At 68.2% G+C, this 26331-nt stretch carries 25 protein-coding genes and 2 tRNA genes; 16 read left to right on the forward strand and 11 right to left on the reverse strand.

From position 1 onward, the window contains the following. Nucleotides 1-242 precede the first annotated feature (242 nt). Nucleotides 243-316, forward strand: a tRNA-Arg gene (locus AB6732_RS14665). 61 nt (nucleotides 317-377) lie between these two features. Here the strand turns inward: AB6732_RS14665 and AB6732_RS14670 are convergent. The 3 genes from AB6732_RS14670 to AB6732_RS14680 are packed head-to-tail and all read right to left on the reverse strand — an operon-like array spanning nucleotide 378 to nucleotide 3953. After that, nucleotides 378-1607 carry an MFS transporter gene (locus AB6732_RS14670; protein WP_370960642.1) on the reverse strand — a complete coding sequence of 410 codons (1230 nt, stop codon included), beginning with the start codon at nucleotides 1605-1607 and terminating at the stop codon, nucleotides 378-380. Between the two features lie 57 nt (nucleotides 1608-1664). Next, nucleotides 1665-2969 carry a D-arabinono-1,4-lactone oxidase gene (locus tag AB6732_RS14675; RefSeq protein WP_370960643.1) on the reverse strand — a complete coding sequence of 435 codons (1305 nt, stop codon included), beginning with the start codon at nucleotides 2967-2969 and terminating at the stop codon, nucleotides 1665-1667. Between the two features lie 45 nt (nucleotides 2970-3014). Beyond that, nucleotides 3015-3953: a LysR family transcriptional regulator gene (locus AB6732_RS14680; RefSeq protein WP_370960644.1), complete on the reverse strand. Its 939-nt coding sequence runs from the start codon at nucleotides 3951-3953 to the stop codon at nucleotides 3015-3017. Between the two features lie 106 nt (nucleotides 3954-4059). Between AB6732_RS14680 and AB6732_RS14685 the strand changes: the two genes are divergently transcribed. The 6 genes from AB6732_RS14685 (at nucleotide 4060) to AB6732_RS14710 (ending at nucleotide 11084) form a co-directional block, all read left to right on the forward strand. Next, nucleotides 4060-5325 carry an amino acid deaminase/aldolase gene (locus tag AB6732_RS14685; protein ID WP_370960645.1) on the forward strand — a complete coding sequence of 422 codons (1266 nt, stop codon included), beginning with the start codon at nucleotides 4060-4062 and terminating at the stop codon, nucleotides 5323-5325. Further along, entirely contained in the window at nucleotides 5322-6794 is a 1473-nt protein-coding gene (locus tag AB6732_RS14690; RefSeq protein ID WP_370960646.1) for an aldehyde dehydrogenase family protein, read from the forward strand. Before AB6732_RS14685 ends, AB6732_RS14690 begins: the two co-directional genes overlap by 4 nt. 98 nt (nucleotides 6795-6892) lie before the next feature. Next, complete coding sequence (locus AB6732_RS14695; protein ID WP_370960647.1) at nucleotides 6893-7675, forward strand: ABC transporter ATP-binding protein; 783 nt, start codon at nucleotides 6893-6895, stop codon at nucleotides 7673-7675. Further along, entirely contained in the window at nucleotides 7672-9723 is a 2052-nt protein-coding gene (locus AB6732_RS14700) for a YhgE/Pip family protein (protein WP_370960648.1), read from the forward strand. Before AB6732_RS14695 ends, AB6732_RS14700 begins: the two co-directional genes overlap by 4 nt. Then, a complete protein-coding gene (locus AB6732_RS14705) occupies nucleotides 9720-10415 on the forward strand; it encodes a TetR/AcrR family transcriptional regulator (RefSeq protein ID WP_370960649.1) in 696 nt (231 codons plus the stop codon). The genes AB6732_RS14700 and AB6732_RS14705 overlap by 4 nt, the downstream gene beginning before the upstream one ends. Before the next feature lie 84 nt (nucleotides 10416-10499). Further along, the gene (locus AB6732_RS14710; RefSeq protein ID WP_370960650.1) at nucleotides 10500-11084 is read left to right on the forward strand and encodes a hypothetical protein; all 585 of its coding nucleotides are present in this window, start codon (nucleotides 10500-10502) and stop codon (nucleotides 11082-11084) included. Here the strand turns inward: AB6732_RS14710 and AB6732_RS14715 are convergent. Then, nucleotides 10999-11523 (reverse strand): histidine phosphatase family protein, encoded by a 525-nt coding sequence (locus tag AB6732_RS14715; protein WP_370960651.1) that lies wholly within the window; start codon nucleotides 11521-11523, stop codon nucleotides 10999-11001. The genes AB6732_RS14710 and AB6732_RS14715 overlap by 86 nt on opposite strands. A 435-nt stretch (nucleotides 11524-11958) precedes the next feature. Next, nucleotides 11959-12858: a winged helix-turn-helix domain-containing protein gene (locus AB6732_RS14720; protein WP_370960652.1), complete on the reverse strand. Its 900-nt coding sequence runs from the start codon at nucleotides 12856-12858 to the stop codon at nucleotides 11959-11961. A gap of 669 nt (nucleotides 12859-13527) precedes the next feature. Between AB6732_RS14720 and AB6732_RS14725 the strand changes: the two genes are divergently transcribed. The 3 genes from AB6732_RS14725 (at nucleotide 13528) to AB6732_RS14735 (ending at nucleotide 16347) form a co-directional block, all read left to right on the forward strand. Further along, nucleotides 13528-14355 (forward strand): hypothetical protein, encoded by an 828-nt coding sequence (locus AB6732_RS14725; RefSeq protein WP_370960653.1) that lies wholly within the window; start codon nucleotides 13528-13530, stop codon nucleotides 14353-14355. Between the two features lie 620 nt (nucleotides 14356-14975). Beyond that, the gene (locus tag AB6732_RS14730) at nucleotides 14976-15878 is read left to right on the forward strand and encodes a sigma-70 family RNA polymerase sigma factor (protein WP_370960654.1); all 903 of its coding nucleotides are present in this window, start codon (nucleotides 14976-14978) and stop codon (nucleotides 15876-15878) included. Between the two features lie 94 nt (nucleotides 15879-15972). Further along, a complete protein-coding gene (locus AB6732_RS14735; RefSeq protein ID WP_370960655.1) occupies nucleotides 15973-16347 on the forward strand; it encodes a hypothetical protein in 375 nt (124 codons plus the stop codon). On the opposite strand, the gene AB6732_RS14740 is transcribed toward AB6732_RS14735, so the two are convergent. Continuing rightward, nucleotides 16276-16641 (reverse strand): hypothetical protein, encoded by a 366-nt coding sequence (locus tag AB6732_RS14740; protein ID WP_370960656.1) that lies wholly within the window; start codon nucleotides 16639-16641, stop codon nucleotides 16276-16278. The genes AB6732_RS14735 and AB6732_RS14740 overlap by 72 nt on opposite strands. Before the next feature lie 233 nt (nucleotides 16642-16874). Between AB6732_RS14740 and AB6732_RS14745 the strand changes: the two genes are divergently transcribed. Next, complete coding sequence (locus tag AB6732_RS14745) at nucleotides 16875-17615, forward strand: response regulator transcription factor (RefSeq protein ID WP_066214888.1); 741 nt, start codon at nucleotides 16875-16877, stop codon at nucleotides 17613-17615. Further along, on the forward strand, nucleotides 17612-19141 hold the full coding sequence (locus AB6732_RS14750) for an ATP-binding protein (RefSeq protein WP_370960657.1): 1530 nt from the start codon (nucleotides 17612-17614) through the stop codon (nucleotides 19139-19141). The genes AB6732_RS14745 and AB6732_RS14750 overlap by 4 nt, the downstream gene beginning before the upstream one ends. An 83-nt stretch (nucleotides 19142-19224) precedes the next feature. Here the strand turns inward: AB6732_RS14750 and upp are convergent, their stop codons facing one another. Beyond that, nucleotides 19225-19872 (reverse strand): uracil phosphoribosyltransferase, encoded by a 648-nt coding sequence (gene upp, locus AB6732_RS14755; protein ID WP_278268184.1) that lies wholly within the window; start codon nucleotides 19870-19872, stop codon nucleotides 19225-19227. Nucleotides 19873-20023: 151 nt separating this feature from the next. Here upp and tadA point away from each other — a divergent pair, with 151 nt between their 5' ends. From tadA to AB6732_RS14775, 4 genes are all read left to right on the forward strand, one after another. Further along, on the forward strand, nucleotides 20024-20524 hold the full coding sequence (gene tadA / locus AB6732_RS14760) for a tRNA adenosine(34) deaminase TadA (protein ID WP_370960658.1): 501 nt from the start codon (nucleotides 20024-20026) through the stop codon (nucleotides 20522-20524). A 159-nt stretch (nucleotides 20525-20683) separates the two neighbouring features. Beyond that, nucleotides 20684-21160 (forward strand): MarR family winged helix-turn-helix transcriptional regulator, encoded by a 477-nt coding sequence (locus AB6732_RS14765; protein ID WP_370960659.1) that lies wholly within the window; start codon nucleotides 20684-20686, stop codon nucleotides 21158-21160. A 30-nt stretch (nucleotides 21161-21190) separates the two neighbouring features. After that, nucleotides 21191-23209: an MDR family MFS transporter gene (locus AB6732_RS14770; RefSeq protein ID WP_370960660.1), complete on the forward strand. Its 2019-nt coding sequence runs from the start codon at nucleotides 21191-21193 to the stop codon at nucleotides 23207-23209. 179 nt (nucleotides 23210-23388) lie between these two features. Further along, nucleotides 23389-23478, forward strand: a tRNA-Ser gene (locus AB6732_RS14775). A gap of 121 nt (nucleotides 23479-23599) precedes the next feature. Here AB6732_RS14775 and AB6732_RS14780 read toward each other — a convergent pair. The 4 genes from AB6732_RS14780 to AB6732_RS14795 all read right to left on the reverse strand — a co-directional run bounded on the left by AB6732_RS14780 (nucleotide 23600) and on the right by AB6732_RS14795 (nucleotide 26226). After that, complete coding sequence (locus AB6732_RS14780; RefSeq protein WP_370960661.1) at nucleotides 23600-23986, reverse strand: MerR family transcriptional regulator; 387 nt, start codon at nucleotides 23984-23986, stop codon at nucleotides 23600-23602. Then, nucleotides 23934-24932, reverse strand: coding sequence for an aldo/keto reductase (locus AB6732_RS14785; RefSeq protein ID WP_370960662.1), 999 nt, complete (start codon nucleotides 24930-24932; stop codon nucleotides 23934-23936). The genes AB6732_RS14780 and AB6732_RS14785 overlap by 53 nt, the downstream gene beginning before the upstream one ends. An 86-nt stretch (nucleotides 24933-25018) precedes the next feature. After that, nucleotides 25019-25909 (reverse strand): hypothetical protein, encoded by an 891-nt coding sequence (locus AB6732_RS14790; RefSeq protein ID WP_370960663.1) that lies wholly within the window; start codon nucleotides 25907-25909, stop codon nucleotides 25019-25021. Further along, nucleotides 25909-26226 carry a hypothetical protein gene (locus AB6732_RS14795; protein ID WP_370960664.1) on the reverse strand — a complete coding sequence of 106 codons (318 nt, stop codon included), beginning with the start codon at nucleotides 26224-26226 and terminating at the stop codon, nucleotides 25909-25911. Before AB6732_RS14795 ends, AB6732_RS14790 begins: the two co-directional genes overlap by 1 nt. Between the last annotated feature and the right edge of the window lie 105 nt (nucleotides 26227-26331).

A 26331-nucleotide genomic window follows, 5' to 3' on the forward strand; every position in this document is an offset into this window, starting at 1 on the left:
CCCATAGCTCAGCTGGATAGAGCGTCTGTCTACGGAACAGAAGGTCAGGGGTTCGAATCCCTTTGGGCGCACCGAGAAGATGAACACAGAAAGGCCCCGGTCCACGGACCGGGGCTTTTTCGTGCCCGGATGCGCGCGCCGCTCCCCCGATTCCCGAACCGACCTTCCGCCGTCGTGCATCCTGAGAAGTTTTCGGGTAAAGTATTTCGAGGTTCGAGCGGGAAATCTCCCGGGAGAAACATGCGCCCATAGCTCAGCTGGATAGAGCGTCTGTCTACGGAACAGAAGGTCAGGGGTTCGAATCCCTTTGGGCGCACCGAGAAGGTGCGAACACACAGAAGCCCCGGTCCACGGACCGGGGCTTTCGCATTCCCGCCTCACTCCTCGCGAACGGCGCCAGTTTCCTGGACTGCGCTGCTTTCCCGGAACGCGCCGGCCAGCGGCAGGATCGCCAGGACCAGCACGAGTGGCAGCGCGAAGCCGATGCGCAGCGAGTCGGCCCCCACCAGCCCCGTCAGCACGGATCCCAGCAACGCCCCCACGTAGTTGAACTGATTGAACCGGGCGATCACGGAGTCCACCCGCGCACGGCGCACCGGATCGTCGGCGCCACCGCCCCCGGCCTGGCCGAGCGCCGCGATCGACCCCGCCACGGAGAAGGACAGCGGCGCGATGATGCCCGCCCCGAAACCGAGGACGGCGAAGCCCAGCACCGCGATCGCCGCATCCGGGGCCAGGACCACGACGGCGAGCGCGGCGGCCGAAAGCATGGCGGCGGCGCGCAGAAGCCGCACGGCCCCGAACCGCCCCACGGCCCAGTCGCCCGCGAGCCGCGCCAGGAGCGAGGCCACGAGATACGGCAGGGTCGCGACGGCCACATTGCCCAGGCCCGTGCCGAAAAGATCGTGCAGATAGGCGGGACCCCAGGTGGAGGCGGCGGTGTCCACCATGTAGAAGAGCACGAGGACCAGGCCCACCAGCATCAGCCGTTTCCACGGGATGCTGACCTGGTTCCCATCCGCGCCGTCCTCCGCGCCACGGTCCCGGCGCAGGAACGGCAGCGCCGCCGCCACCACCGCGACCACCCCGAAGGGGGTCACGGACGCCGCCAGAGCGGATTCCCCGAAGGCGAGCGCCGCGAGCGTCGCGACGATCCCGCCCGCGGTCCATGCCGCGTGGAAGCCGGGCAGCAGGGTGCGGCGCAGACGGTGCTCGAGCGCCACCCCCTGCATGTTCATCGAGGCATCCACCGTGCCGAGTCCGATCCCGTAGATGGCCAGGAACAGACAGAACAGCAGCAGGTCGGGAGCCAGACCGACCCCGATCGCGCCGGCGCCGATCAGCCCGAGGCCCACCCGGAGCGCCTGGGCGGAGTCGAGCCGCCGCGCGATCTGCCCGGCCACCACCGAGCCCACGCCCGCCAAGACCACCATGCCCAGGAGCACCAGGGACAAGGTCGCCGCATCCAGGCCGAACAGCCCCTGGATCTGCGGCAGGTGGGTGGTCATGGTGATGAACAGGAATCCCTGCAGGAAGAAGGCGGCGGCGGTCGCCACCCGCTGGGTGGTCATCCCGCCGGATCGCACGACGGCGGCTGGCTGGCTCATGTCCTTCTCCTCAGGAGGTCGGAACTCGGGTATCGGGGTCGCATGTCAGGCACGGATTCAGGCCCCGAAGATGCGGCGGATGTGGTCATTGGCGAACAGTCCGGCCGGATCGAGTTCCCGGCGAACGCGCTGGAAGTCGTCCCAGCGGGGATACAGCTCCGCGAGCTGCGCCGCGGAGAGGCTGTGACGCTTCCCCCAGTGAGGCCGTCCGCCGTAGGAGAGTGCCACGTCCTGCACGGCCGTGAAGAACTCCTGCCACGGCATGCCGCGGTACATGTGCGCAGCGATGTAGCAGCTCTCCCGGTCGTAGGCCGGGCTCAGGAGGGAGTCCCGGTCCCCCGCGACGAAGCGGACTTCGAAGGGGAAGTTCACGTCCAGGCCCCGGGCCGTCACCAGCCGCCGCATCTCCGTGAGGGCTTCGACGCAGGCCGCGCGCGGCAGGGCCCATTCGGTCTCCGTGAACCGGACGCTCCGTTTGCTGACCAGCACCTCGTGGCTGACGCCCATCCGGGAGGTCGGCGTGACCAGGTCCGTCGCCAGCCGGTTCAGCCGGGGAATCAGCCCGGGGCGGGCGCGGCCCAGCCGGCAGACGAGGTCCAGCGCCGTGTTTTCGAGCAGCTCACCCTCCAGGTAGGAGCGCAGTCGCCCCGGCGCAGGGCTGTCGTTCTCCGGGACGAGGTCCGCGACGCGGTTGGTCCTCTTGGCCAGCACCGTGGTGCTGTGAGGGAAAGTGAAGAACTCGAAGTGGTCGTTGCCGTCCATGTGTTCGTCGAGGCGTTCGAGTGTCTCCTCCAGAGGAGCCGGTTCCTGCACACCGTGCAGGGTGAAGGCGGGCACCACGCGCAGGGTGTACGCCGTGATGACCCCGAGCGCCCCCACCGAGACCCGGGCGGCGGACAGGACGTCCGGCCCGGCGGAGGACGCTTGCAGGACCTCGCCCTCCGCCGTCACGAATTCGACGTCCTCCACGAAAGTCGCCAGATTGCCGAGATTCCGGCCCGTGCCGTGCGTGGCGGTGGAGATCGCCCCCGCGAGCGACTGGCTGTCGATGTCCCCCAGGTTCGCGAGGGCGAGGCCATGCCCGTCCAGCAGCCGGTTGAGGTCGCGGAGCCGGGTCCCGGCAGCGACGCGGACGGTCCCCGCCTCACGGTCGACGCCGAGCAGGCCGCTCAACCGGTCGAGGGACAGCAGGTTCCCGGAGGTGAGGACGTTGTCGCCGAAGGAATGACCGGCCCCCACCACCCGGATTCCCCTCCCCTGCCGGGCCGCCTCACGCACCGACTCCTGGACAGCCTCCACCGAAGCGGGCTGGACAAGGTTCGCCGGGGTGCAGGCCTGATCTCCGGCCCAGTTCTTCCACATGGCCTCCATGCTCACGCCGAGGTGACCTGGAGCACAAACACTGGATCAGGGCGAATTCACAACCACCGGATGCTCAATGCCGCGGACGAGATCCCGTTCGGCGTCGCGCACGTCCTTGGCCGCCTGCACGAACAGGGAGACGACCTCGCTCGGGGCGTCCTCGCGCCAAGCGAGCGAGACCTCCGAACCGGGGTGCGGTTCCACCGGCACGTACACGAGCCCCGGGCGCACCAGATATCTCGCCATCGCGGCCCCGGTGAGCGCGGTCGCCACGCCGCTGGCCACCAGCTCCGCCTCCTCCGTGGGTGAGGAGGTCTCCACGATCCGCGGCGGATGCCCTTCCGTCCGGAAGGCGGACAGGGACCAGAACCCACGCCACGCGGCGTCGTGGCCTCCGCCGACCGTGAGCGGTTCGTCCAGCAGTTCGGTCGGCGAGATCATGCTCCGGCCCGCCAGCCGGTGGCTGGAGCCGAGGCAGGCGACGACGGGTTCCACGAAGAGCGGCAGCCGTTGCACCCCGGCCAGGGAGAGCGGCGGCCGGAGGATCGCGAGGTCGCTGCTGCCGTCGGCCAGGCCGCAGCTGGGGTCGCTGAGGGCCGCCTCCTGAAGGCGGAGCTCCACATCCGGATGGCGCCGCGCGAACTCCGCCAGGATCGGCCGCGTCAGTTCCAGTGCCGCACCCACCACGAAGCCGAGCCGGAGGACCCGCTGACCGGCGCGGCTCGCCAGCCGGACCCGCCGGAGCCCGTCATCCCAGGCCTCCAGCACTCCCCTGGCCACCTCGAGGAAGTGCTCACCGTCCTCGGTCAGCTCGACCCGTCGTGTGGTGCGGTTCAGGAGGGTCACGCCCAGCTCGGCCTCGAGTTCGCGGATCTGCTTGGAGAGCGCCTGCTGGGCGACGAACAGCCGCGCGGCGGCCCGGCTGAAATGCAGTTCCTCGGCCACGGCCACGAAGTACCGCAGGCGGCGTGTGTTGACGTCCATCACCCCCTCATTCTGGGAGCGCGTCTTTGGATTGACAACACCTCGATGTGAGTCGAGCCCACCCGGGTGTTTCCCCCAGAGGTGTGCGACGTGTCACAGTCGGGGTATGTCCGCCAGCACCCTTTCCTTCAGCCTCGCCCCGGACGGCCCCGCGGCGGGGCGGAACAGCTTCACCGGAGCGGGAGGCTTCGCCGCGCTGGACCGTGCCACCGCGCACCTCGAGGCTCCGCTCGCGGTCCTCAGCCTGCCCGCGCTCCGCCGGAATGCCGCGGACCTGCAGCGCCGGGCTCAGGGCAAGCCCATCCGGGTGGCGAGCAAGTCGATCCGCAGCCGCGCCGTGCTCCGGGCCGTCCTGGAGCTCCCCGGCTTCCACGGCATCCTGGCCTATGCCCTCGCGGAGGCGCTGTGGCTGGCCGAGGAGTTCGACGACGTCGTCGTCGCCTACCCGACCGCCGACCGCACCGCTCTGGCCGCCCTCGCCCACTCGGCCCCCGCTCGCGAGCGCGTCACGCTGATGGTGGACTCCGTCGAGCAGCTGGATCTCCTGGCCCCGTTCACCGGACCGACCACTCCACTCCGTCTGTGCCTGGATCTGGACGCCTCGCTGCGCCTGGCGGGAGGCCGCGCGCATCTGGGCATGCGGCGCTCGCCCGTCCACACCCCGGAGGACGCCGCCGCCGTGGCCGCCGAGATCGTCCGGCGACCGGAGTTCCGGCTCGTGGGGATCATGTCCTACGAAGGGCAGATCGCCGGGCTCGGGGACGCCTCGGGTTCCGTCCTGCACCGCGCCCAGATCCGCGCGCTGCACGCCCTGTCCGGGAGGGAACTCGCCGCGCGCCGCGCCGAGGCCGTGGACGCCGTGCGCCGGGAACTGCCCGCCGGCTCACCCCTCGAATTCGTCAACGGTGGCGGCACCGGAAGCTTCGAGACCACCGGAGCGGAAGCGGCGGTCACCGAACTCGCGGCCGGGTCCGGGCTCTACGCCCCCGCGCTCTTCGACGGCTACCGTGCCTTCCACCCGGAACCCGCGGCCTTCTTCGCCCTGCCAGTGGTCCGCAAGCCCGCCCCGGGGTTCGCCACGGTGCTCGGCGGGGGCTGGGTGGCGTCCGGACCATCGGGACCCGACCGGCTACCCCGTCCCGTCTGGCCGACCGGTCTGAAGCTCCTGGGCACGGAAGGCGCCGGCGAGGTCCAGACCCCCGTGCAGGGCCCTGGCGCGGACGCGCTGTCCGTGGGCGACCGGGTCTGGTTCCGGCATGCCAAGGCCGGCGAACTCTGTGAACACGTCGACACCCTGCACATGGTGGACGGCGACCGGCTGGTGGCATCCGTCCCCAGCTACCGCGGCGAAGGAAAGGCATTCCTCGGATGAGCACGTTCGATTCCCTCAACCCCGCCACCGGCGCCGTCGTGGCCACCTTTCCCGTGGACGACGACGGCGCGGTGGCGGCCGCCGTCGACCGCGCGCGGGAGGCGGCTGACTGGTGGGACCGGCTGGGTTACGATGGCCGGCTCCGCCGTCTGCAGGCGTTCAAACACGCCGTAGTGGAAGGACTGGACGAGCTGGCGCGGCTCATGCGGGAGGAGACCGGGAAACCCGTGGACGATTCCCGGCTGGAGGTGATGGCCGCCGTCGAGCACATCGACTGGGCGGCGAGGAATGCGCAGCGGGTACTGCGGCGGCGCTCGGTGCGGCCCGGGGTCCTGGGCGCGAACCTGGCGGCGAGTGTCGAATACCAGCCGCTGGGCGTGGTGGGCGTGATCGGCCCGTGGAACTATCCGGTGTTCACGCCCATGGGGTCGATCGCCTACGCCCTCGCCGCGGGGAATGCCGTGGTGTTCAAGCCCAGCGAATACAGCACCGCGGTGGGCTCGTGGCTCGTCGACGCCTTCCATCGCGCCGTGCCGGAACTGCCGGTCCTCCAGCTCGTGACGGGGCTGGGCGCCACGGGTTCGGCGCTCTGCCGGTCCGGGGTCTCCAAGCTCGCTTTCACCGGCTCGACCGCCACAGGCAAGAAGGTCATGGCGGCCTGCGCCGAGACCCTCACCCCCGTGGTCATCGAGGCGGGCGGCAAGGACGCCGCAATCATCGCCGCCGACGCCGACGTCCGCGCCGCGGCCCAGGACGTGGCCTTCGGCGCGTGGGGCAACGCCGGACAGACCTGCATCGGCATGGAGCGCGCCTACGTGGAGGCCCCCGTGTACGACGAGTTCGTCGCGGAGCTCCGTCGGATCGCGGGCACCGTCACGGCGGGGCCGGGCGACGCGGACCGCATCGGGCCGCTGACGATGCCCAGCCAGCCTGGCACCGTGCTGCGCCACATCCAGGCCGCCCTCGCGGACGGCGGGCAGGCCGTGGCCGGCGGGGAGGAGTCGGTGGCGCCGCCGTTCGTGAAACCGGTCATCCTGCTCGACGTCCCGGAGGACAGCGAGGCTGTCCGGGAGGAGACGTTCGGCCCCACGCTCACGGTGACCCGCGTCGGGTCCGTGGACGAAGCCGTGGAGAAGAGCAACGCGGGGGTCTACGGCCTGGGCAGCGCGGTCTACAGCAGGGACCTCGGGAAGGCCGAGGCGATCGCGCGCCGGGTCCGTGCCGGCATGACGTCCATCAACAGCGTCATGTCCTTCGCCCTCGTCCCCGCCCTGCCGTTCGGCGGGACCGGGGATTCCGGGTTCGGCCGGATCCATGGGGCCGACGGGCTGCGGGAGTTCGCCCGTCCGCACAGTGTGGCCCGGCAGCGTTTCCCGCTCCCGGTGCCGGTGCTCTCCTTCCGGCGCGAGGCCTGGCAGGTGCGGCTCATGGGGCGTCTGGTGAAGCTGGTGCACGGCCGCCGTCGCTGATCGTCACAGCGGCACGGGACGCGTGAAGAACTATTTGAACTGACCGGTCAGTTTAGATACTCTGGAGTCAGACGTTCTTCACGAAAGGCACCTCCCCCATGCTCGACGCCCGTGCGCTCCAGGTGAACGGCCGCAGGACCGACCTCCTGCCCGCCACCTCACTGCGTGTCTCCCCCGGCGAACTGCTCCTGGTCCGCGGCGAGAACCAGGATGACCGCACCGCCCTCGCCTTGACCCTCACCGGACGCATGAAGCCGTCCTCGGGTCACCTGTCCTGGAATGGCAGCACCCGGCTCAAAGCCGTCCGCAAGGCCTCCGCCCTCGTGGACTCCCCCGGCATCAACGAGCCCGAACAGCACCTCTCCGTCTGCGACCTGGTCACCGAGGACCTCGCGCTGATCCCCCGCCGCTACCGGGGCGCCCTGCTCGCCAAGCCCTGGCTCAAGCTCAACTCCTTCGAGGACGTGGAGAAGCTCTGGGTGGACGAACTTCCCGCGGAACGCCGCGTGAGCCTTCTGACTCAGCTGGCTCTCGCCGATCCCGCGGTCGACCTGCTCGTGCTGGACTCCCCCGACCGGCACAGCGCAGATCCCACCGTCTGGCTGGAGCGCTGCGAGCAGCTGGCGTACGACGCCGGGCGGCCGCTCGCCGTCGTCGCGGTCGTGGCGACCCTGCCGGAGGGCTGGGAGGGGCCCAGCGCGGTGATCGGCAACTCCGTGCCGCATGCGGAGCTGCCGCCGGGCGCCGAGGAGGAGGCGGAGGAGGCTGCGGCCACCGAGGCCGAGCCGAACGGCGAAGCCGCGTCGAGTGACACGCAGCGCACGGAACAGAACAGCACGGAACAGAACAATGCGGAAGAGAACGTGGAGGAAGAGAAGTGACCGTTCTACGCCTGGCCCGCTCCGAGCTCAAGCGCATGACCAGTGGTGTGCTGCCCAAGCTCACCATCGTCGCCCTGTCACTGGTCCCCCTGCTGTACGGGGCCATCTACCTCTACGCGAACTGGGATCCGTACAACAACCTGAGCGGCATCAAGGCCGCCCTGGTGGTCGAGGACACCGGCGCCACCCCGTCCAAGCCCGACGGCACCAAGGGCGAGGAGCTGAAGGCCGGCGCCAAAGTCGCCGACTCCCTCGTGGATGCGCACCTCTTCGACTGGCAGCGCGTGCCCACCTCCCAGGAAGCGGATGAGGGCGTGCGGACGGGCAAGTACGCCTTCGCCCTGAAGATCCCGAAGGACTTCTCCAAGAACCTCGTGTCCCCGTCGACGTTCGACTCGGCGCACCAGGCCATGCTCAACGTCACCACCAACGACGCCAACAACTACCTGCTCAGCACGATCGTGGACAAGCTCACCACGGCCGTGCACGCGAGCGTCGCCCAGGAGGTCGGCGAGCAGACGGCCGATCAGCTCCTGTCCGGCTTCGGGGTGATCCACCAGAACATGGTGAAGGCCGCGGATGGCGCCAAAACGCTGTCCAACGGCCTCGCCCAGCTCCAGACCGGCACCGCCGATCTGCACAAGGGCACGACCGATCTGAGCTCCGGCGCCAGCCAGCTGGTGGACGGCCAGGGCCAGCTCGTCGCCGGGGCGAACAAGCTCTCGGACGGCGCGAACAAGCTGAGCAGCGGCCTCTCGCAGCTCAGCCAGGGAGCGGCGCCTCTGCCCTCCAGCACCAAGCAGCTCGCCGACGGCGCGGCCCAGGTGGCCGCCGGCAACGCCCAGCTCAACGCCAAGGTGCAGGGCGCCGTGAAGGACCTCCAGACCGTGGAGACCCAGGCCGACGCGGACGTGAAGACCACGGTCAGCAAGCTCGTGAAGGACGAGTTCATCACCCAGGAACAGGCGGACAAGATTCTCGCGGACCTGAAGACGGTCCAGGGGTCGAGCCCGGTGGTGCAAGCCAAGGCGAAGATCAACGGCGCCGCGGCGGACATCCAGAAGCTCTCCGATGGGGCCGCAGCGGTGTCCGCGGGAGCCAAGAAGCTCTCCGACTCCGCACCCACCCTGGTCAACGGCATCAACCAGGCCAACTCGGGCGCTTACCAGTTGGCCGACGGCGCGAAGACCCTCGCGGCGGGCGAGCAGAGCGCCTACCAGGGCGCCACCAAGCTTAACTCGGGCGCCACACAGCTCAACGCCGGTGCTGCCAAGCTCCAGGACGGCGCCAAGTCGGCCGCGAGCGGCGGCAAGGAACTGGCCACCAAGCTCGCGGAGGGGTCGGGCCAGATTCCCAACCCGAACGCGACCCAGCGGGAGAGCGTCTCCAAGGTCATGTCCGATCCGGTGGCCGTCGACAAGCTCGCGCAGACCAAGGCGACCACCTACGGCGCCGGCCTGGCCCCGTTCTTCCTGAGCCTCTCGCTCTGGATCGGCGCGTTCATGCTGGTGCAGGCCATGCGCCCGCTCACCCAGCGAGCCCTCGCGTCCAACGCGCCGTCCTGGAAGATCGGCATCGCCGGCTGGCTGCCCTTCTTCGTCGTCTCCGCCGTGCAGACGGCCCTGCTGTGGGCGGTGGTCACGCTCGGCCTGAAACTCGAATCGGCCAACCCGGCGCTGACGTTCGTCTTCCTGCTGTTCGCGGCGATGGCGTTCACGGCGCTCATCCAGGGCATCTGCGCCCTGCTGGGCACGCCGGGCAAGTTCGTGGTGCTCATCCTGCTGGTGCTCCAGCTGGTGTCCTCGGGCGGCACCTTCCCCTGGCAGACCACCCCGGAGCCGTTCCACGTGGTCCACGACATCCTGCCGCTCGGCTATGTGGTGACCGGCATGCGTCACCTCATCTACGGCGGTGACCTGTCCATGGTGGCTCCGATCATGCTGGGCCTGGTGGGCTACGCGGTGCTCGGCATGGCGATGTCCACGCTCGCGGTGCACAAGCACAAGCTCTGGACCCTGAAGAGCTTCAAGCCGGAGATCTCGGTATGAGACCCGCCGAGCCGGCCACGCATCCGGGCCTGCCGTCGGCGGGCGGCGACGCCGGCGGACCCGGCCAGGAGCCTGCCGTGGCGGACGACGACGGCGCGGGCCGGCGTCGTCGTCCCCAGCGGACGTCCGCGTCGCGGCAGAAGATCTTCGACGCCTCGATGCAGCTGATCGGCGAGCGGGGCGCCGCCGAAGTGACGGTGGACGAGATCGCGGCGGAGGCCGGGGTCTCCAAGGGCACCGTGTACTACAACTTCGGCAGCAAGTCCGAGCTGATCGCGCAACTGCTCCGGCACGGCGTGGACATCCTCCTGGCCCGTTTCGCGGCGGTGCCCGCGGTGGAGGACCCCGTCGCGGCCATGGAGTCCGTGGTGTCCGAGGCGATCGCGTTCCTGGACGACTACCCGTCCTTCGGGCAGCTCTGGATGAACGAGAACTGGAAAGCGGAGAACGAATGGCGTGATCTGATGCGGGAGCTCCGCTCGGAACTGCTCGACGTGATCTCCCAGGCCCTGGACCGGATCGGCCAGCGGTACGCCGTCAACCAGGACGTCTCACGGAGCGGCCTGGAGGCGGCGATCTTCGGGGCCTGCTTCATCGTGGGGCTGGACCGCAAGAGTTTCCATCCGGGGCGTTCCCAGGAGGCGAGCGTGGAGGCCATCATGACCTTCGTGAAGGGCTACCTGGCGCGCTGACGCCCGCCCCTTCCTGGTCCCCGGAGCCGGGGACCAGGAAAACGGACCAGGAAAACTGTCAGAACCCTCTGAAAGAATGTCGCCATGCGGTTGCTCACCACCAAGATCATGCTCGGCGCGGCCCTGGCCTGCGCCGCGCTCCTGATCCAGACGGTCCTGGCCCCGGAGACCCTGGGCCTGCTCCTCCTCCTGGTGTGCGCGTTCATCGGCTTCGTCTGCTCCATCGCGTCCGTCGCCATCCTGCGCCGCAACAAGGTGCTCCTCGCGGCCGGAATCCTCACCACCGTGGCCGTCACCTTCGCCCTGGCGTACGTCCGCCTCTGGGGGCTGGGATTCTCCGAAGGCTACGACCGGATGCACACCACAGGACCCGGTGCGGGAAGCGATCTGTACTTCTTCCTCAGTCTCGCGGCCGGACTGCCCGCCGCGCTGCTGCTGTTCCTGGGCAGCGTCTGGCCTGTGAAGAAGCCCGGCGTCACCGGACGCAAGCGCCCCACTCGCTCGGCGGGCAGCAGGAGCGCTCGTTCAGCGGGCAGCGCAGCGGGCCGAACCGGCGGAGGCCGCTCGACGGCGAGGGCTGCTGTCAGGCCCGCGGCACCTCGAAGGACACCAGGCGCGCGTCCTGACCGTCCAGCTCCGCCCAGGGCTTCACGCTCTCAAGCACGGTGATCCCGCTGGTGGGGTAATGCTCCGCCATGTCCAGATACGCACCCTGATCCGAGTCCCGGTCCGCCAGGAGCAGCGCGAGGTCCTGCACTCCCGGCATGTGGCTGATGACCATCAGGCTCGTCACGGTCTCCGGCACGTGGTTGAGGACCGTGAGCATGCGCCGCCCGGTCGCCGAGTAGAGCCCCGATTCGAGCTTCGGCGTCGGGGCCTTCTCCCCCAGTTCCTCGCACACCCAGGTGCACGTCTGGCGGGTCCGGACCGCGGTGGAGCAGAGAATGAAGTCCGGGACGTTGCCCGATTCCCGGAGCCAGGCCCCGGCCGCCGCCGCATCACGATGCCCACGGGGTTCCAGAGGCCGGTCGTGATCCTGGACCCCCAGAGGCCAGTCCGCCTTGGCATGACGCATGATGATCAGGCGCTTCACGTGATGCTCACTCATGGGAAAACACTATCCCCGCGGGGGTGGTGTGGGGTTCTCGGTGTGGAAGGGGTGCCGCGGGCATCCTTCGGCGCCTGCGCTTCAGCCCCGCCGACTTCTGCGGTCAGGCTCGCCTCAAGCTGTCAGCGGCGGGGCTTCCACGCAACAACGGCGCTCTCCGGATACCCCCGGCACCCCTGCGCGGACCACTCCTCACGTCCGCGGGCCAAGTCACCCACTCGCTCGCACAGAACCGGCCCCACTCACGGGTACCCCTCCATCAAGCCGGACGCATTCCCTCTGACCCGCCAACAGCGAAAGGCGGGGCATCCCGACAGCACCGTTGTTGCGTTCCGGCCCGCCGCCTGAGACGTCAACCGTCAGGAAGATCGTCAGGGGCGGCGGGCGGGAGCGCAGGCGCGGAGGGATGCCCCGCCTTTCGCAGAACCGAAAACGTCAGATGGAATACTCCGGTGCGGCCCAGACGACCACCTCGGGGTGCTCGTAGAAGCGGTACCCCTGCCCGCGGACCGTGCGGACCGTGTTGGCCAGGCGGCCCAGCTTCGAGCGGAGACGGCGGATGTGCACGTCGATGGTGCGCTCGTTGGGGACTTCCTCGGCGTTGCGCCACAGGTTCTCCAGGAGCTCCTCGCGGTCCACGGTGCGCGTGCCGTTCTCCACGAGGTAGTTCAGGAGCTCGAACTCCTTGAACGTGAGGTTCAGGGTGTCGCCGTCGAGGTGGACTTCGCGACGGGCCAGGTCGATCAGCACACCGCTGGGGCGCTGATCCGGGACGGCGGCCGGGCGGGGCGCCTCGACGCGCTGGCGGTTGGCGACGGTCGGATCACCGAAGGTGCTGCGCACGACGTCGAGGGCGGAGCCGGGCGCGCTGGCCGGCGCGACGGCGACGGCGGCGTAGCTCTCGGCGCCCTGCACGAGCGACTGAGCGTAAGCGCGGATCTCCTGTGCGAGCTTGGCGATCGACTGACCGGACGCGGCTGCCGTCTCCTCATCGATGCCGACGTAGAGGACGAAACCGCGGGCCACCGTGGGAGTGCCGGCGGCCGGACGGGCCGGTGCGCCATTGGCGCCGCGGGCGATCACCGGAGTGGGTGCGGTCAGGGGGTGGCCCTCCACGGCCGGGGTTCCCGGCTGCGGAACCGCACGGAGCTGGCCATATCCCTGCTGGGGGTAACCGGGCTGCTGGGCCGGGGCGGGGGCTGCGAACTGGCCGTTGTAGCCGGCCGGGTACTGCTGCGGGGCCGGAGCCGGGCGGTTGGCGAATTCGGGGCGGACGGCAGGTGCCTTGTTGGCGTTCCGCAGGGAGATGTGGACGTATCCGGATGCAACTGACATGTTGTTTCAAACCTCTGAGAGTGAATTTGCCGTCATCGCGGCTCGAATGTTGAGTCCCCGCAATGAATCAGGAAAGTGCCCTTCATTGGGCGGGGTGAGGACGGTTGCCTGAGCTGAGGGGTGGAGGTCAGGCGCACATTCGACAACAGCCAACCATCCGGCCAGCGGGTGCGCTGGAGAGGGTCGCTGCGGCTGCAGATGCTGTTGAGTTGGTATTCACATCTCCGAGTGTGCAACGTAACAAACACAACTTGCAAGTAACAAAGCTGTGGAGCGTCCACATAGTGAGACAAATGTGTCCATTGTGACCGATCTCACCATTCTGACGAGAGGGCTCCGGAGATGCGAATCAACCCTTTCACGGTCAGCCTGGACGCGAATCGTCGAATTTTACGAACCAAAAATGCATTCCAGCGTCCGAAAGTTCAACTGTGAACTGAAACTCATGCCGGATCCACTTGACCGCATGGTGGACGGTTCGGCATCCGGCGGGCCTCCGCGAAGAGTTCGGGATCCGGGAACCGTCGTTACCTAAATGTGACATGAGCGAGTCCGCCACCTAGACTGATTCGTGGGGCAGAGCGTCCACCGGAAGAGCGCGACACCACCGGGGTGTCCGCGTCCGGAGTCCACGGACCCGCCCCTTCCAGAAGCATCGAAGGGTTGAGCATGACCGCGAACCGACCGCGGACCACCGACGGCCTAGCCGCCGCGGAGTCCCGCGCTGTGCGCGCCACCAGGAGCACCCGCGGCGAGGGCTCGACGACGGGACCACGGGCCACGGCGTCCGCTGTGCCGAGCGCCCGCCAGAAGCGGTCCGTCCTCAGCCAGCTCCCCAGCATCCTTCCGCGCACCCGTGGCGCCCGGGCCGCCGTCGTCGGCTCCGTCCTGACGCTCGCGCTGGCCGGCGGCCTCGCCACCCAGGCGTCGATCGCCGCGCAGGACACCCGGCCAGCGGCTCCCACGGCGCAGGCGGCACCCGAGGTCAAGCTCAGCGCTCCTCAGTTCCGCAAGGTCAAGAACGTGGGGCAGAAGTTCGACTTCTCCGTCCTGGCCACCCTGTCCTCGGAGAGCGTCTCGGCGGGCGCTGAAGCCAGCAAATCGGCCCGGGAGGCCGCCAGTCAGGCCTCCGCGCTGAAGCAGGCGGTCGACGCGCTGAAAGAGGAAGCCGCGCCGCCCAAGACGGTCGACGATCCCTCGGCCGCTCAGGCCTTCGCCGCCAGCCAGCTCGGCAAATACGGCTGGGGCGCGGGCGAGATGCCGTGCCTCGTGACCCTCTGGACGCGGGAATCCGGGTGGAAGACCACCGCTCAGAACGCGGACTCTGGCGCGTACGGCATCGTCCAGGCGCTGCCGGGCACCAAGATGGCCTCCGTGGCACCCGACTGGCAGACGAACTACAAGACTCAGATCACCTGGGGCCTGAAGTACGTCTCCGAACGCTATGGCTCCCCCTGTGGCGCCCTCGGCTTCCACTACGCCAACAACTGGTACTGAGCCGACTGCAACCGGGCCGGCTCTCCCCGCGCGGCGTCCCCTGACCCACACCGGCGCTGTGGTGGATCCGGAACGTTCATTCCGATCGCCGCCGCGAGCCCGTGGACTTTCTTCAATTGTTTGACTTTGTCGCGTCATAGCTCGCGTCAAGTCGTCTAACTCTGTTCAAGTGGGATTCGTGCGTCGGCCAGCTCGACGCACGCGCCCACTCGGGGACAGCGGCATGGGGGCGTGCTTCTTCTCCTCGTTGCACTGCACATCGCCAACGGTGAGACATCATGTTTCTTCACATCGCGGTCCAGGAACTCGGTTTCCAGTCGTCGGACCTGCTCGCGCGCCATCAAGGTCAGCCGCTTGAGATATGTGCGCATCTTCCTTCGCCTGAAGCTGCGCACGTTCTCTCCGCGTCCCCATCCAGTTGCGCAACAGGATATGAATGTTTCACCGCGGGAATCATCTAGGGGTGGAAATGGAAGACACGCATCTCAGTAGGAGGAGGCGCGCATCAGCTTTCGGCAGGAAGGACCGTTATCCGGTCGGTCCTTCGCGCCGAAGGGGACGGCACGGCGGAGCGGGTTCGACGCCCGCACACACGGCGCAGGGAATCCCTCACCATCCGAGTGATCGGGATCTTGTTGTTTAGGCGCAGCGACGTCGAACTTCTGGCCCTCACCCGCTCCGGGGACATGGTCGCTTTCGGGGCCTTGTTCGCCAAGCACCGCGCTTCCGCTTACCGCATCGCCTACGGACTGACACACGACCACGGCGCGGCCGAGGACGCCGTGAATGACACCTTCGCCGCCGTGCTGGCGGCCATCAAATCCGGGCGCGGGCCGCAGGGGGTCTTCCTCCCGTACCTCCTGTCGAGTGTTTCGCGGACAGTCTGGAGGAATTCCCGCCGTCGACGCCGCGAGGTGCCGTCCGACGACTTGGACTCGGTGGGCGAAACCCCCGAGGTCACCGATCGGGTCATCGCCGCGTTTGAGAATGAGTCGGCCCGGAAGGCCTTCGAGTCGCTTCCCGAACGATGGCGCATGATCATCTGGTATCTCGATATTGAGGATATGCAGCCGAAGGATGTCGCGCCTTCTTTGGGCTTGTCGCCTAATGCCGCGGTCGTGCTGCACCGGCGCGCTAAGAAAGCCCTTCGCGTCGCATATCTCCGGGAACTTCTGGGGCAGCAGGAATCCGAAGAGTGCCAGTTCACTATCGAATATGTGCCGTCATATCTGAGCGGAACTCTGACCGCCCGGAAAAAAGCGTGGTTTCACGGCCACCTCGAGACGTGCCGGACGTGCCGCAAGGCCGTCACCGAACTCCTCGACAGCGGCGTCTTCCGTGTTCAGGACGAGAACCGTCCTCCGGGCTGGCCGTGGAAGAACTACATGACGCACCTCATGATCTGGACGTCGGTCGCCTTGATCGTCGCCTCCCAGCCCTCGAACCACGGGCTCGATCCGACAGGGCTTCTTCATCGGATCAACGCCTCCGTGATCAGTCATTCCGCGACCGGAAATCACTAGTCCACCCGACGATTCCGCAGCGTGCGATATAATCAAATGGTATCCCGCAAAATGCCCGTTTTTAGGGGCATATTCATGCCAAGGAAGCACCTGAATGCCCGATGAGACCGGTCCACAGCAGTGCTGGCGAAACCTTTCCCTACTCGGTTTCTCGACCCGTTGGATTTATGCCTGGCGGGCATTGGATGTCGAAACCATTTCCACCCTCGTGGGTGAAAACATCGAATTTCATCAGGCCTCTGACGGGACGTCGGAACCTCTCAGAGGAGTGGCCGAACTCGTCGCGGCGCTCCGGGCCCCGGATTTCCGGTGGGATCTCGCCGACGCCGTCCATCTCAGAGGCCTGATCACTGCGGAGAACATGCTCGTCATCGACTACCGGAACGACGCCGGCATGTCATTCACCGAATCTCTGGAGTTCCTTGCCGGTCGGGTCAGTCTGCGCCGGGTCGAGGTCTACGCCCCCTGAGGCATCCGGCTCGGTTTCCTCGCCGGGCATCTCCGACGGGGCGTCCTCCCGCGCCTCGACGACCTCCTGAACCCGGCGGTCCATGTCGCGACGGGCGCGGACCATCGCCCCGGCCAGCTGGCCCAGCGCGAGCACGCAGAAGGCGATGACGGCGGGCAGCACCGGAAGAACGTCGGCCGCCCACAAGGACAGGACGACGACGCCGCCCACCAGTGGGAGCAGCCGCAGCCAGGATGCAGCCGCCGTATGTCGCGGGCGCGGATCGCCCGCTCGCCCCCTTGCGGATGCACTCATCGTGGACGCCTCGCCTCGTTCTCGGTCCTGCGGGAGCCGGTTCCGGTGGAAACGCGGCCGTCGAGGACCACGGAGGTTCTCTCCCCGACACCGTTCCTAAGCAGGGTACCGGCCGGAGATGACGCGATCCTGAACAATTTCCGCCCCTCCCCGGCCGCCCGCCGTCGTCCGCTCACAGCGAGCACACAGCGAACGCCTAGGCAGAAGCGAAGGCGAGGGTTCAGAGTGGAGGTATGTCGCTGCCACCGTCACTCCAGTCCTTGCCTCGTCTGACCCGTCCGGACGGCTCTCCGATCCGTGCCCTGGTCCTGGACGACGAGCCGATGCTCCGTGAGCTGGTCGCCATGGGGCTCAAGCTGAGCGGCTGGGAGGTCCAGTACGCGGAGGACGGGCCGTCCGCGGTCCGGGTCGCGCGCGAGTTCCAGCCGGACGTGCTGGTGCTGGACATCATGGTGCCCGTGTTCGACGGCGTCGAGGCCCTCCAGAAGATCCGCACCTTCATGCCGGAGGTCCCGGCGCTCTTCCTGACCGCCAAGGACAGCGTGGAGAACCGGGTGGAGGGACTGGCGGCCGGCGGAGACGACTACGTGTCCAAGCCCTTCAGCCTCGAGGAGCTCACCCTGCGCCTGCACCGCCTGGTGCAGCGTTCCGGAGCCACGGCCAAGGACGCGTCCGAGCTGGTGGTGGGCGATCTGGTGCTCAACATCGACTCTCGGGAGGTCCGCCGCGGCGGCGAGGAGATCCAGCTGACCGCGACGCAGTTCGACCTTCTGCAGTACCTCATGGAGAACCCGCGGCGCGTGCTGAGCAAGAACCAGATCCTGGACCACGTGTGGCATTACGACTTCGGCGGCCAGGCGAACATCGTGGAGCTCTACATCTCCTACCTTCGCAAGAAGATCGATGTGGGACGTCCCCCCATGATCCACACCGTCCGGGGCGTGGGCTACGTCATCCGGCCGGGTGCGGAATGACCACGCAGAGCATCCCTGAGAGCGCCCTTCCCCCGGTCCCCGGCAATCCACCGACCGGCGCCCGGTCTTCCAGCGCCGGGCCCCGTTGGCGGCGCCTGAAGTCGTGGCCCCTGCGCACCAAGCTGGTGCTCGTCACCATGGCGCTCCTGACGGTCATCGCCGCGGTGCTCGGCTCCGTGGTCTACGCGACCATGGACCGTGTCCTGACCAACGACGTCGACTCGCAGCTGCGGCTGGCGAACCACCGTGCGGCGGCGACCCTGGGCGGCCCAGTCGGGCCGGGCGGTTCTCCCGAGTTCCGGGGCCAGGCCCTCGGCACGATCACGGCGGTGTCCACGAGCGACGGCTCCCAGGGCGCGGCGGTGATCCTCCGCGACGACGGGCAGTTCGCCCCGCTCCCCACGAGCGACCTCCGGAAGATCGCGCTCTTCTCCGCCACCCCGGAGGCCTACCGACCGGGCGCAGCCCCCGTCACCAGCCGGCTCAGCGTCGGCGAGTACCGGATGCTGGCGTCCACCACCCCCAACGGAGCGGTGGTGGTCACGGGGCTCCCTCTCGCCGGCAAGAACGACGCCCTCGGCGCCCTCGTCCTGACCACCCTCCTCGTGTCGGCGGGTGCCCTGGTGATCTGCGCCGTCGTGGGCACCTGGCTCATCCGCCGGACCCTGCGCCCTCTCGCTCAGCTCAGCGAGGTGGCCGGGCAGGTGGCGGAGTCACGGCTCGACGTGGGCGAAGTCGCCCTGGGCGCGCGCGTCCCGGAGAGCGCCACGGACCCCGACACCGAGGTGGGCAGCGTGGGGCATGCGTTCAACCGGATGCTCGACAACGTCGCCGGCGCCCTGGCCGTGCGGCACGCCTCCGAGATGAAGGCCCGGCAGTTCGTGGCGGACGCCTCCCACGAGCTCCGCACCCCGCTGACGGCCATCCGCGGCTACAGCGAGATGCTCGGCCTCACCGAATCCCTCAGCGATCAGGGCAAGGAGTCACTGTCCCGGGTGCAGAGCCAGTCCGTGAGGATGAACGCGCTCGTGGAGGACCTGCTGACGCTCGCCCGGCTGGACGAGGGCCAGGCCATTCAGGGACGCTCCGTGGACCTCGTGCAGCTCGCGGTCGAGGAGGTCATGGAGAAGCGCGCCCAGGACTCCGGACATGACTGGCGGCTGGCGGTCCCCGCGGGAACCGTGGATGCCTGGGCCGATCCGGCGCGGCTGCGGCAGGTTCTGGTGAATCTGCTGACCAACGCCCAGAAGCACACGCCGGAAGGCACCAAGGTGGAGGTCGGCGTCGCGGTCTCGGCCGATGGCAGGCCGACGCTCACCGTGACCGACGACGGCCCCGGCATCCCCGAGGAGCTTCAGCCCGAGGTGTTCTCCCGCTTCACCCAGGCGGACAAGGCACGGACGGGGGGCTCGTCCGGGCTGGGCCTGTCGATCGTGCAGGCGATCGTCCAGGCGCACGGCGGGATCGTGACCCTGGAGTCCCGGCCCGGACGGACCGTGTTCTCCGTGGAGCTGCGCCCGGCCTGACGCGAGAAGCCAGCTGGGCACAGTGTTCGGCGTGAACATGGTGCCCAACTGGCTTCTCGCGAGCAGGGGACGGCGGGTGAGGCTCAGGCCTCCAGGACGCTCGCGACGCCGTAGAGGCGGTCGCCGGCGTCGCCGAGACCGGGGACGATGTACGCCTTCTCATCGAGGCGCTCGTCGATCGAGGCGAGAACCACCGTGACGTTCGCGTCGGAGAGCTCCTCCTCCAGCTTCGCCAGACCCTCCGGCGCGGCCAGGAGGCAGATGCAGGTGACCTCGTCGGCGCCGCGGCGGAAGAGGAACTTGATGGCCTCACGCAGCGTGCCACCGGTGGCCAGCATGGGGTCCAGCACGAAGACCTGGCGGCCCGTGAGGTCCTCCGGGAGGCGCTCGGCGTAGGTGATGATGTCCAGGGTGTGCTCGTCACGGGCCATGCCCAGGAAGCCCACCTCGGCGGTGGGGACCAGCTTGGTCATGCCCTCGAGCATGCCGAGACCGGCCCGGAGGATCGGGACCACGAGGGGCGTCGGCTTGGTGAAAGCCGTGCCGATCGTGGTGGCCACCGGAGTCTCGATGGTGACGGGCTGGGTACGCACCTCGCGAGTGGCCTCGTAGGCGAGAAGGGTGACGAGCTCTTCGGTCAGCTGACGGAAGACGGGCGAAGGCGTCGTCTTGTCCCGCAGCACGGTGAGCTTATGGGCGACGAGCGGGTGGTCCACAACGATGGTGCGCATGGGTCAAATTTACAGGACGCCGGCCGCTTGCCGTCCCTCGCCGACCGCGGCACTTTTCCCCCGCGAACCGCCAGTAGGTGCCCGTATCCGTGGGCCATACGGGCACCTACTGGCGGTTCGCGAGCGTGGGAGGCCGGATACGCTGGTGGGCATGATCCCGCACGACGCCGACCACGAGCACTGGATGGGCCTCGCCCTCGCCGAGGCCCGGGAGGCGCTGCGCACCGAGGACGTGCCGATCGGCGCGGTGCTGCTGGGCCCCGACGGCGCCGTCCTCGCCACCGGTCGCAACGAACGCGAGGCTCTCGGCGACCCCACGGCGCACGCCGAAGTAGTCGCGATCCGGGCCGGCGCCGAGGCCCTCCGCCGCAGGATGACCGACGACGGCGGAGCCTCCGACGGCTGGCGTCTGGAGGACTGCACGCTGGTGGTCACGCTCGAGCCGTGCGCGATGTGCGCCGGGGCGATCGTCCTGAGCAGGATCCCCCGCGTGGTGTTCGGCGCGTGGGACGAGAAGGCCGGCGCCGCGGGCTCCGTCTTCGACATCCTCCGCGAGCGCCGCCTCAACCACTGGGTGGAGGTCTACGCCGGGATCCGCGAAGACGAGTGCGCCGCCCTCCTGCGGGACTTCTTCGCCCGCCACCGGGGCTGACCCCGAGACTTCCTCCCCCTCACAGCGCTCCGGCGGCCGGCGTCGTCGTGCGCCGCCCAGGCCTTCTGTTCTTGTCCCCCGCAACCCCGCCAGAACATTAGTTTGACTAAGCAACCTTTCTACTTATATAGTTGCCGTAAGCAATTACAGGAGGATCGGATGCCGGTAGAGCCAGCAACAGCGCGGGCACTCATCCGCGGGGTCGTGGATCTGCAGCGCGCACTGCGCTGCCTCTCACACGACTCCCTGGCTCCGGGAACCAGCACGGCCCTGCTCGGGGTGCTCCACATGATCACCGAACACGGTGGGCGTGCGGTGGACATCGCGCAGCGGCTCGGCGTGAGTTCCCCGGTGCTGAGCCGCCACCTCGGAGAACTCGAGGAACGCGGCTTCATCACCCGGACGCAGGACCCCACGGACCGCAGGGCCCAGTTGCTGGAAGTCACCGAGATCGGGCAGGAACAGCTCGCCCGGGCCGAGGAGGACCGCGTCCAGGCGCTCCTGAGCCTCCTCGGTGACTGGGATGAGGACCAGGCGCTCACGTGCCGCTCCAACCTCACCGACCTCACCGTGGCCTTGCAGTCCTACCGTCGCAAGCCCTCCCCGTACGCCGCCGCCACCCCCGCAGGAGACTGAATCTTGAACCCCACCCACGAGGCTCAGCCCATGAGCCACCGGCAGATCATGGAGGCCTTCACCGGCCTCCTTGCCGCGTTCTTCACGGCGATCGTGTCCAGCACGATCGTCTCGAACGCGCTGCCCACCATCATTTCCGACCTCAAAGGCACCCAGACGGACTTCGCCTGGGTCATCACGGCCTCCATGCTGGCCAGCGCCGTCACCACCCCGATCTGGGGCAAGCTCGCGGACCTGTACGACAAGAAGATCCTGGTCCAGCTGAGCATCGTCGTGTTCGTGGCCGGTTCGGTGGTGGCGGGCCTCTCCCCCGACATCCCCATGCTGCTGACCGCACGCGTCATCCAGGGCATCGGCATGGGCGGTCTGATCGCCCTGTCCCAGGCCATCATGGGCGTCATGATCGCCCCGCGTGAGCGTGGCAAGTACTCCGGCTACCTCGGCGCCGTTCTCGCCGTGGGCACCGCAGGCGGCCCGCTGCTCGGCGGTCTGATCGTGGACCACTGGGGCTGGCGCTGGACCTTCTACGTCTGTGTCCCCCTCGCGATCATCGCGCTGATCCTGCTCCAGATCACCCTGAAGCTGCCGCAGATCCGCCGCAAGGCCAAGATCGACTGGCTGGGCACCATCCTGCTCAGCGCGTCCGTCTCCACCCTGCTGATCTGGGTCTCCTTCGCCGGCAACCCGGACTACTACGAGTGGTGGTCCTGGCAGACCGCGGCGATGGTGGGCGGCTCGGTCGTCGGCCTGCTGCTCTTCATCCTGGTCGAGGCCAAGGTCGCCGAGCCGATCATCCCCCTGAAGATCATCTCCAACCGCACCACCGCGCTGAGCATCGTGGCCTCGGTGGCCATCGGTGTGGCCATGTTCGGTTCCTCCTCCTTCATCGGTCAGTACTTCCAGGTGGCCCGTGGCGCGACGCCTACCGAGGCCGGCCTGCTCACCCTGCCGATGATCTTCACCAACCTGGTGGGCTCCACGGTCGCGGGTCAGCTGATCTCCCGCTACGGGAAGTGGAAGGGCTACCTGGTGGCCGGCACGATCTTCACCGCGGCGGGCATGCTCCTCCTCGGTACGATCGACCACGAGACCGACTTCTGGATCACCGGCGTCTACATGGCCGTCCTGGGCCTCGGTCTCGGCATGACCATGCAGAACCTGGTCCTGGCCGTGCAGAACACCGTCGCTCCGCGGGACATCGGGTCCGCGAGTGCCTCGGTGGCGTTCTTCCGGACCGTCGGTGGCGCGATCGGCGTCTCCGTGCTGGGCGCCGTGCTGGGCAACCGCTCCTCGGATCTGATCAAGCAGGGCTTCATCGACCACCACATCAAGGTCCCCGCCGGGTCCGGTGCGTCGAGCACGAGCCTGGACGTCAAGGACATGCCCGGCCCGATCGCCACGATCGTCAAGGCCGCCTACGGTGATGCCTCCGCGCAGATCTTCCTGATCGCCGGTTTCGTCGCGATCGCCGCGATCATCGCCGTGCTGTTCATCAAGGAGGTCCCGCTGCGCAAGACGGTCGAGATGCAGCCGGCCAAGGCGGCTTCCGAGGGCTCCGTCGGGGAACCCGACACGACGACGGCGACCCTCGCCGCGGTCGCCGCTCCCTCCGGGGCCGCGGGTGAGGCACTCGCCAACGGCCTGAATCCGAGCGACGCTCCCGAGCAGCACGTTCCGGCTCACGTCGCAGGGCATCAGCGCACCGCCCCGGCGACGCACGACGGCGGCCTGGAGGGCGGGCTCGACTCCGAGCTGCGGCTCCTGCTGGCTGAGCGCGAGACGCCCGGCGTCGTGCCCCAGGGCGACACCGCGGCCACGCTCGCGGCGCTCCAGCAGACGCAGTTGCTGCTCGCGAAGCAGCAGGAGCAGCTCGCCAAGCTGAGCGAGAAGGTCAACACCCAGCTGCTGGCGCAGCTGGAGGTGTCCGAGCGGCAGGGTCAGGCGGCCGGCGAGCTGGCCAGGATCCAGGCAGAGCTCGACGCCGAGCGGCAGCTCCAGAAGGAAGCCGCGCTGTATCTGGCGACCCGGGGACGGCACAGCGCAGGCTGAGGCGGTCAGCTCCTGCGGAGGTGTTGGGAGGGGCGTCCACCGGTTGCGGTGGGCGCCCCTCGGGCGTTTCCGGGGGACAGTGAGTGGCCCGAGATCTGGCGGTTTCGGAGCCTGGAAAGTGGCCTGGATGTGCTCCGTTTGGGCGGGGGTGTCCGGCTACGGTAAAGTGGTCAACCGTTGGTGACGTGTCCGAGCGGCCGAAGGTGCAACACTCGAAATGTTGTTTGGTGTAACAGCCAACGTGGGTTCAAATCCCACCGTCACCGCCAGAGCGAAGGCCCTGGAACTCCTGAGAGATCAGAGGTTCCGGGGCCTTCGTCATTGACCGAGACGGTACGCACGCTCGGGGACAGCCCCATTCCTGGCGCTGCCCCGCTAGCCGGTCCCTGCTCATGGGCGATGAGTCTCGGGTGATGCTTGTTCGTGCCGCCTACCGAAGTGGGTGATCTTGTCGTCCAGGACGTCGATGGCCCGCTGCAGGGCTTCGGCGCGTGCGTCCAGGGCGGCCCGACGCTCCCGGAGGAAGGTCGCCGGGTCCGCGGAGGCCTCTTCTCCGCGGAGGAGCGTGGCGAACTCACGGAGGTCCGAGATGCCCAGCCCGGCGTCCCTCATACAGGTGACCACGCCGATCCATGCCAGATCGCTGTCGGAAAACCTGCGATGATTCGACGAACTGCGCTCGAACGGACCGATGATCCCCTCGTCTTCGTAGTAGCGGATCGCGTCAGGAGAGAGCCCCGAGGCTGCCACCGCTTCCTGCATCGTGAACGTCGTCATTCTCGACCACCTCTTCCAGAATGCCCCGCGCCAACTCGTCAAGCGGCAGCTCACGGGCGTCCATCACTTCATCCAGCTGTTCCAGAGTCGATACTCCCACGATCGGAGTGGGCGACTGAGGGGAGCCGAGCAACCAGGAGAGCACCACCTGGTTCCTGGTGGCCCCCAGCATGGCGGCGACACGGTCCAGCGCCGCGAGACGTCGTTCCGACGAGGGGTGACGGTAGGCATCCTGGAGCCGGGTCTTGTCTGTGTAGGCCCCGCCGAGGAGCACGTTGTAGACCCACAACCGGAGATCAGTCGAGAGAACGTGATCGAGCGCTTCCGGCGTCGCAACGACATGACCACGGTCCGGCAGCGGCACGAACGGCAACGGTTGCAGGTAGCTGTGCCGCAACTGCACGGCCGTGAAGGGCTCGACACCCAAGGTGAGAGCCATCGACCGAGCACGCTCGACGCGCCAGCCGGCGTGATTCGAAGCGCCGAGCCGCGTCGCCACCCCCTCAGCGGCCAGGGACCCGAAAACGGAGACCTGTTCTTCGAGGTCGACCTCGCGATCCTCGACGTGAGCCCACAAGAGGTCCACGTGATCAGTGCCGAGGCGCTCCAAGGAGCCTTCGAAAGCGGTACGGACGGCTGTCGCTCTGAGACCCTCCATCGACCCGGGCCAATCCCCTGGCACGGTCGGGGCCGCCCCGACCTTGGTCGAGATACGGATCTGGTCCCGCATGCCAGGATTCGCCCGTAACCAGGAACCGATCACTGACTCACTCGCGCCCCCGAGGCCGGACGGGTCCAGCCAGAATGCGTAATTGTTCGCCGTGTCCAACCATCGGCCTCCCCTGAGGACGAACCGGTCCAGGAGTTCGAACGCCCTGGCCTGATCGATCCGAGTGCCGAAGTACATCGTGCCGAGGGCGATATCCCCCGGATCAAGAACAGTCATGACAGGAGCAAAACAGCTGGAGCGCGCTCCAGGTCAAGCGTCGCCCGGAGCAGTGTGCCGCGTCCCGAGCTGATCGGGGGCACCGCTCACAGCCCCAGGGTCCGGAGCTCGAAGCTGTTCGGTGTTGAGATGGTGGCGTCGCAGGTTGCGGAGCCGTCGGGAGTGCTGAGGATGGTGTGACCTTCACCGTCGCTGACGAGCCGGAAGGTGACCTCGGTATCCTTCTGCGGCGCGAATCCGGCCATCTTGGACGTGGGATAACCGATCACGAAGGTCCGGTCGGCGCCGCCGTCGTCGCGTGCATGGACGAGCAGGTCCGTGTGCTCCGGATGGGATGCCACGTCCTTCACGACGACCGTGATCTCCTGCCATGCCCTGGCCGTGGCAGCCCTCCTGGCGTTCCTGTAGGAGCGGACACACATGGCACTCACCGTCAGCAGCCCAAGGAGCGGGATCGCGGAGACCAATGCGATCATCGACGCGTTGGATCGCACCGTCTCGTCATGGCCCACGATCAGCATGCCGGAGTAATCCGTGGGGTTGTAGGCGAGAGTGACCTGTTCCTTGTATCGCGGCAGCCGATCACAGGGCGCTTCATTCCTCACCGTGGCCTCATGAGGCACGCCGTCAAGCACGAACCGCAGAGTCACGGTACAGATCGGGGTGCTCTTGTGGGCATTGGCCTCGGATTTTCCGACCACGGTCGCGGGTGCTTGCGGGTAATTTCCCCACACGGGGTTGGTCGTCCACGCCAGGAGCACCGCTACCCCCACCGTGACCACGACGAAGACGGCCGCGGAGATGATCGCAGCCCTGAGCCGGCCCTTTCGGACGGAACCCGATTCCCACACCGGAGCCTGGTCACCTGGGGCCGGACGGGAGGCGATCTTCAGGTTCTTGGCGAGCTGCACCGTGTCCTTCTTCGTCAGGGCATCAGGTGAGAGGTCCGCCGCGACAGGGTTCTGAGGTGAGTCCATCAGCCGAAGGAGGGCACGCACGCGATGCTGAAGACCGTGGCACCTTCGGCGAGGAGACCCTCGACCGGTTCGTCGGCCGCGAGGAGCCGGAACCCGAGGGCACGGTCCCGGGACCAGGGGAATTCGGCGATGTCGACCCACTCACCCCGGACCTCTGCCCGGCAGGTCCACACGGCCAACGGTGCCGACGCCAGCCAGGGACCGACCACGGTTTCGAGCAGCTCCGACAGCATGTCGCCGGCCTGATGCTCGACAGTCCGATGCAGGCCCAGGTAGTCGGCCGCGTGGGCGTCCAGCCGGCTCAGATCAATCTTCATAAGGCAACTATCGCGTGTGTCCGGCACCCTGCCAAAGTGACACGATTGAAAACGGACTGACACGTACAGCCGCTCGGCCGCTGACCGCCGTCGGGCGCCCCGCCC

This window comes from Arthrobacter sp. RCC_34 (genome assembly GCF_041360795.1).
Classification (GTDB): Bacteria; Actinomycetota; Actinomycetes; order Actinomycetales; family Micrococcaceae; genus Arthrobacter_E.

Coding starts and splice junctions, on each gene's coding strand:
- AB6732_RS14705 (WP_370960649.1), top strand. CDS start 9,720: ATGAGACCCGCCGAGCCGGCCACGCATCCGGGCCTGCCGTCGGCGGGC.
- AB6732_RS14670 (WP_370960642.1), bottom strand. CDS start 1,607: ATGAGCCAGCCAGCCGCCGTCGTGCGATCCGGCGGGATGACCACCCAG.
- AB6732_RS14690 (WP_370960646.1), top strand. CDS start 5,322: ATGAGCACGTTCGATTCCCTCAACCCCGCCACCGGCGCCGTCGTGGCC.
- AB6732_RS14750 (WP_370960657.1), top strand. CDS start 17,612: ATGACCACGCAGAGCATCCCTGAGAGCGCCCTTCCCCCGGTCCCCGGC.
- AB6732_RS14740 (WP_370960656.1), bottom strand. CDS start 16,641: ATGAGTGCATCCGCAAGGGGGCGAGCGGGCGATCCGCGCCCGCGACAT.
- AB6732_RS14780 (WP_370960661.1), bottom strand. CDS start 23,986: ATGACGACGTTCACGATGCAGGAAGCGGTGGCAGCCTCGGGGCTCTCT.
- AB6732_RS14765 (WP_370960659.1), top strand. CDS start 20,684: ATGCCGGTAGAGCCAGCAACAGCGCGGGCACTCATCCGCGGGGTCGTG.
- AB6732_RS14795 (WP_370960664.1), bottom strand. CDS start 26,226: ATGAAGATTGATCTGAGCCGGCTGGACGCCCACGCGGCCGACTACCTG.
- AB6732_RS14725 (WP_370960653.1), top strand. CDS start 13,528: ATGACCGCGAACCGACCGCGGACCACCGACGGCCTAGCCGCCGCGGAG.
- AB6732_RS14710 (WP_370960650.1), top strand. CDS start 10,500: ATGCGGTTGCTCACCACCAAGATCATGCTCGGCGCGGCCCTGGCCTGC.
- AB6732_RS14735 (WP_370960655.1), top strand. CDS start 15,973: ATGCCCGATGAGACCGGTCCACAGCAGTGCTGGCGAAACCTTTCCCTA.
- AB6732_RS14770 (WP_370960660.1), top strand. CDS start 21,191: ATGAGCCACCGGCAGATCATGGAGGCCTTCACCGGCCTCCTTGCCGCG.
- AB6732_RS14695 (WP_370960647.1), top strand. CDS start 6,893: ATGCTCGACGCCCGTGCGCTCCAGGTGAACGGCCGCAGGACCGACCTC.
- AB6732_RS14790 (WP_370960663.1), bottom strand. CDS start 25,909: ATGGACTCACCTCAGAACCCTGTCGCGGCGGACCTCTCACCTGATGCC.
- tadA (WP_370960658.1), top strand. CDS start 20,024: ATGATCCCGCACGACGCCGACCACGAGCACTGGATGGGCCTCGCCCTC.
- AB6732_RS14785 (WP_370960662.1), bottom strand. CDS start 24,932: ATGACTGTTCTTGATCCGGGGGATATCGCCCTCGGCACGATGTACTTC.
- AB6732_RS14685 (WP_370960645.1), top strand. CDS start 4,060: ATGTCCGCCAGCACCCTTTCCTTCAGCCTCGCCCCGGACGGCCCCGCG.
- AB6732_RS14745 (WP_066214888.1), top strand. CDS start 16,875: ATGTCGCTGCCACCGTCACTCCAGTCCTTGCCTCGTCTGACCCGTCCG.
- AB6732_RS14680 (WP_370960644.1), bottom strand. CDS start 3,953: ATGGACGTCAACACACGCCGCCTGCGGTACTTCGTGGCCGTGGCCGAG.
- upp (WP_278268184.1), bottom strand. CDS start 19,872: ATGCGCACCATCGTTGTGGACCACCCGCTCGTCGCCCATAAGCTCACC.
- AB6732_RS14675 (WP_370960643.1), bottom strand. CDS start 2,969: ATGTGGAAGAACTGGGCCGGAGATCAGGCCTGCACCCCGGCGAACCTT.
- AB6732_RS14720 (WP_370960652.1), bottom strand. CDS start 12,858: ATGTCAGTTGCATCCGGATACGTCCACATCTCCCTGCGGAACGCCAAC.
- AB6732_RS14715 (WP_370960651.1), bottom strand. CDS start 11,523: ATGAGTGAGCATCACGTGAAGCGCCTGATCATCATGCGTCATGCCAAG.